The following is a 3879-nucleotide window of genomic DNA, read 5'->3' as shown; positions in this document are numbered from 1 at the left end:
AAATAGAGAGCCAATCCACCCGTGAGAATATCGCCACTTTGAGCTACATAAAGTAATGCCCCTGAGAGTGGTGCGGATGTACAAGGCGAGGCGACTAATCCTGCAATCATCCCCATCACAAATACGCTAGGGTAAGCACCACCTTGTTGTTTTTGGCTAATATCATTTAATTTTTGTTGCCAACTATGCGGAAGTTGAATAGTAAACAATCCAAACATTGAGCTGGCTAAGATGATAAATAAGATAGATAAGCCAATTAGTACCGGTGGGCTTTGCAGTGCCACTTGGAATGGTAGACCAATTGCGGCGACGATTAAGCCGAGTAATGTGTAAGTTAATGCCATGCCTTGCACATAAGTTAGACTGAGTAAAAAGGCTCTAACCATATTCGGTCTATTTTTATTGCCAATCACAATAGCGGATAACAATGGGAGCATTGGTAATACGCAAGGGGTGAAAGCTAACCCAATGCCTAATACGAAAAACCAGAAAATGGAGAGTTGGCTTGTTGCCAAATTATTGGCTAAGACATTTTGTTCTGCTTGTAATGTTGCAGAATCTGACAAGAAACTGACCGCTTGTGTTGATAATTTGACATTCACCGTTTGTGGTGGGTAGCAGAATCCAGTTGTACAACCTTGATAACGTACTTCAATTGTGGAGTTTGATGATTGATTTTGGACAGGGACTTCAACTTTTAATTGATTACGGAAGATTTCTGTTATGCCAAAAAACTCATCTTCGTGAGATTCACTTGGTGGAAAAATAGGCTCACCTAACGTGCTATTCTCACTTTTAATTTGAATTTCTTTTTTGTAGAGATAATAGCCATCAGCGATTTGCCAATTGAGATCGACTTTATCTGACATTTGCTCATAGGAGAATCGGAAAGCATCTTCACTTCTTAAAAAGTCCGGCTTTTTATCAAATAGCCCCGCCATTGCAGGCAATGCAATCAATACTGAAAGTAATAAAGTGAAAAATCGAGCAAATATCATAGAAAATGTGTTCTTAGTCATAGTCTATGCATTTTAATATATAGAGCGCTTTTATCAAAGTTTTAATTGATTATGGTTTTTATTTGTAGTGGCTAAATTCAGAAATTAAATCAGCATAAAAAAAAGTAAAAATTTCCTAAAAAATAACTTGCATAATTATTCATTAAATCATAATATCTATTCAGTTTAATTTTAAAGGCAAATAGGATCTCTCAAAAATGGCTATTCACATTAGCAATGTCAATTTTTACTATGGTTCAAATCAAGCGTTATTTGATATCAATTTAACTATTGATACAGGTGATACGGTTGTACTTCTTGGACCAAGTGGTGCGGGTAAAAGTACGTTAATTCGCACACTTAATTTAATGGAAGAGCCACATTCTGGTATTTTGGAAATTGCAAATCATAAGTTTGATCTGACCGCTAAAACCGATTCAAAACAAGTTGGGATTTTGCGTAAAGAAGTGGGAATGGTGTTTCAACAATATCATTTATGGCCACATTTAAGCGTGATGCAGAATTTAATTGAAGCTCCGATAAAAGTATTGGGGCTAACGAAAGAGCAAGCAATTGAAAGAGCAAAAGGGTTGTTGGAAAGATTACAACTTTCTGAGTTATCCGAACGTTTTCCATTACATCTTTCCGGTGGACAACAACAACGTGTGGCGATTGCAAGAGCATTGATGATGCAACCACAGGTATTGCTATTTGATGAGCCAACGGCTGCACTTGATCCTGAAATTACGGCACAGGTTGTCGATATTATCAAGGAATTACAAGAAACAGGAATTACCCAAGTTATTGTGACCCACGAGGTTTCTGTAGCACGTAAAGTTGCAACAAAAGTTGTTTATATGGAAAAAGGGCATATTGTAGAACAAGGTGACGCAAGTTGTTTTGAACAACCGAAAACGACACAATTTGCTAATTATCTTTCACATTCTGAATAATTTTAATAAGACTAACGAGGTAAACACAATGAAAAAATTACTATTAACTACGATTTTGGCGGCAACTGCTTTTGCTAATGCTCAAGATATTACTTTCGCAATGGAACCAAGTTACCCACCATTTGAATCAACAAATGAAAAGGGTGAAATTGTGGGATTTGACGTTGATGTAGCTAATGCAATTTGTAAGGAAATTGATGCAAATTGTAGTTTTAAGAGTCAAGCATTTGATGCATTAATTCCTAGCTTAATTAAAGGAAGAGGTGGTTTTGATGCGGCGATTTCTGCGATTGATATTACCGAAGCACGTGCAAAACAAGTGGCATTTACTGATTCATACTATGATAGTTCAGCAAGTTTTATTGCATTAAAAGATAAAGGTGTGGATTTAGCTAATGCGAAAAAAGTTGGGGTTCAAAACGGTACAACTTACCAACAATATATCAATGCAGAAGCAACACAATATACAGCAAGTTCTTATAATAGCTTACAAGATGCAATTTTAGATCTTAAAAATGGTCGTATTGATATGATCTTTGGTGATACAGATGTATTAAAAGATATGTTTACTAAAAATCCTGAAGTGGGCTTTGTGGGTGAGAAAGTAACAGATAAACATTATTTCAATAATGGCTTAGGCATTGCGGTGAAAAAATCCAATACCGATCTTGTTGCTGAATTAAATAAAGGTCTTGCTGCGATCAAAGAGAATGGCGAGTATCAAAAAATTTACGATAAATGGATGAGTAACTAATCTTATGTTTTTGGATTATCTTCCCTTAATCTCAACCGCAGCCCTAATGACCTTAGGGTTGGCGGTTTGTTCCTTAATCTTAGGACTTATTTTGTCGATTATTTTTGTTTCATTAGAAACAAATAGATGGGCAGTAATTAGTAAACCTGCAAGTGTGTTTATTGCTTTGTTGCGAGGTTTACCTGAAATTTTGGTGGTTTTCTTAATCTATTTTGGTGCACCAGAAGTATTAGAGCTTATTGTCGGTGAATATATTGAATTTGGTCCTTTTAGTAGTGGGGTAGTTGCACTTTCGCTTATTTTTGCAGCTTATGCTTCACAAACATTAAGGGGAGCGATTCAAGCGATTCCTGTTGGACAATGGGAGTCGGGAGCGGCTCTTGGATTAAGCCGATCTTATACTTTTATTAATATTGTGATGCCACAAGTTTGGCGACACGCTTTGCCGGGATTGAGTAATCAATGGTTAGTGTTACTTAAAGATACGGCTTTAGTATCATTGATTGGTGTAAGTGATTTAATGCGCCAAACAGAGTTAGTTAATACTTCAACTCACGAGCCATTTACTTGGTATGGATTTGCTGCATTGCTCTATCTTGCTATTACATTAGTTAGCCAAGTGATTATTCGCAGATTGGAATTACGCTTTACTCGCTTTGAGAGAGGGGTTGAATAATGTTATATGATTATTTTATAACGATAACACAAGGGATCCCTACTAGTTTATTGTTGACTGTCGTTTCTCTATGTGTAGCATTTGTCTTAGCGATAACCCTAACTTTCTTACTATCAATGGAAAATAAAGGCATCAAAGCCGTGATTAATCTGTTCTTAACAGTATTTACGGGTACACCACTATTAGTACAGTTTTTCCTAATTTATGCTGGTCCGGGGCAATTCCAATGGATCGTGGATAGTCCTTTATGGTTGGTACTGTCTAATGCTTGGTTCTGTGCAATGTTGGCATTGGCGCTAAATAGTGCAGCTTATACCACTCAACTTTTCCATGGTGCGGTAAAAGCAATTCCAAAAGGGCAATGGGAAACCTGTGCTGCTTTAGGGTTGAATCGTTTACAAACGTTAAAAATATTGATTCCTTATGCATTAAAACGTGCATTACCTTCTTATAGTAACGAGATTATTTTAGTCTTTAAAGGGACATCCCTTGCTTCTA

5 protein-coding genes are annotated in these 3879 nt (G+C 36.6%); 4 read left to right on the top strand and 1 reads right to left on the bottom strand.

Translation table 11 applies throughout. From position 1 onward, the window contains the following. A partial coding sequence (gene dsbD, locus Q1J40_RS07890) for a protein-disulfide reductase DsbD (RefSeq protein ID WP_502306665.1) occupies positions 1-1019 on the bottom strand: 1019 nt, incomplete at its 3' end. A 197-nt stretch (positions 1020-1216) separates the two neighbouring features. Between dsbD and artP the strand changes: the two genes are divergently transcribed. The 4 genes from artP to artM all read left to right on the top strand — a co-directional run. Next, entirely contained in the window at positions 1217-1951 is a 735-nt protein-coding gene (gene artP, locus Q1J40_RS07885; RefSeq protein WP_301099564.1) for an arginine ABC transporter ATP-binding protein ArtP, read from the top strand. Positions 1952-1979: 28 nt separating this feature from the next. Continuing rightward, the gene (locus Q1J40_RS07880; protein WP_301099563.1) at positions 1980-2705 is read left to right on the top strand and encodes a transporter substrate-binding domain-containing protein; all 726 of its coding nucleotides are present in this window, start codon (positions 1980-1982) and stop codon (positions 2703-2705) included. Positions 2706-2709: 4 nt separating this feature from the next. Then, on the top strand, positions 2710-3381 hold the full coding sequence (gene artQ, locus Q1J40_RS07875; protein ID WP_301099562.1) for an arginine ABC transporter permease ArtQ: 672 nt from the start codon (positions 2710-2712) through the stop codon (positions 3379-3381). Continuing rightward, positions 3381-3879 (top strand): arginine ABC transporter permease ArtM (gene artM, locus Q1J40_RS07870; RefSeq protein WP_301099561.1); only part of this gene is annotated, 499 nt, incomplete at its 3' end. The genes artQ and artM, both read left to right, overlap by 1 nt.

Source organism: Otariodibacter sp. (assembly GCF_029256985.1).
GTDB lineage: Bacteria > Pseudomonadota > Gammaproteobacteria > Enterobacterales > Pasteurellaceae > Otariodibacter.
Note: the sequence above shows the minus strand (reverse complement) of the source record. Positions and strands in the feature narration are given on the sequence as shown.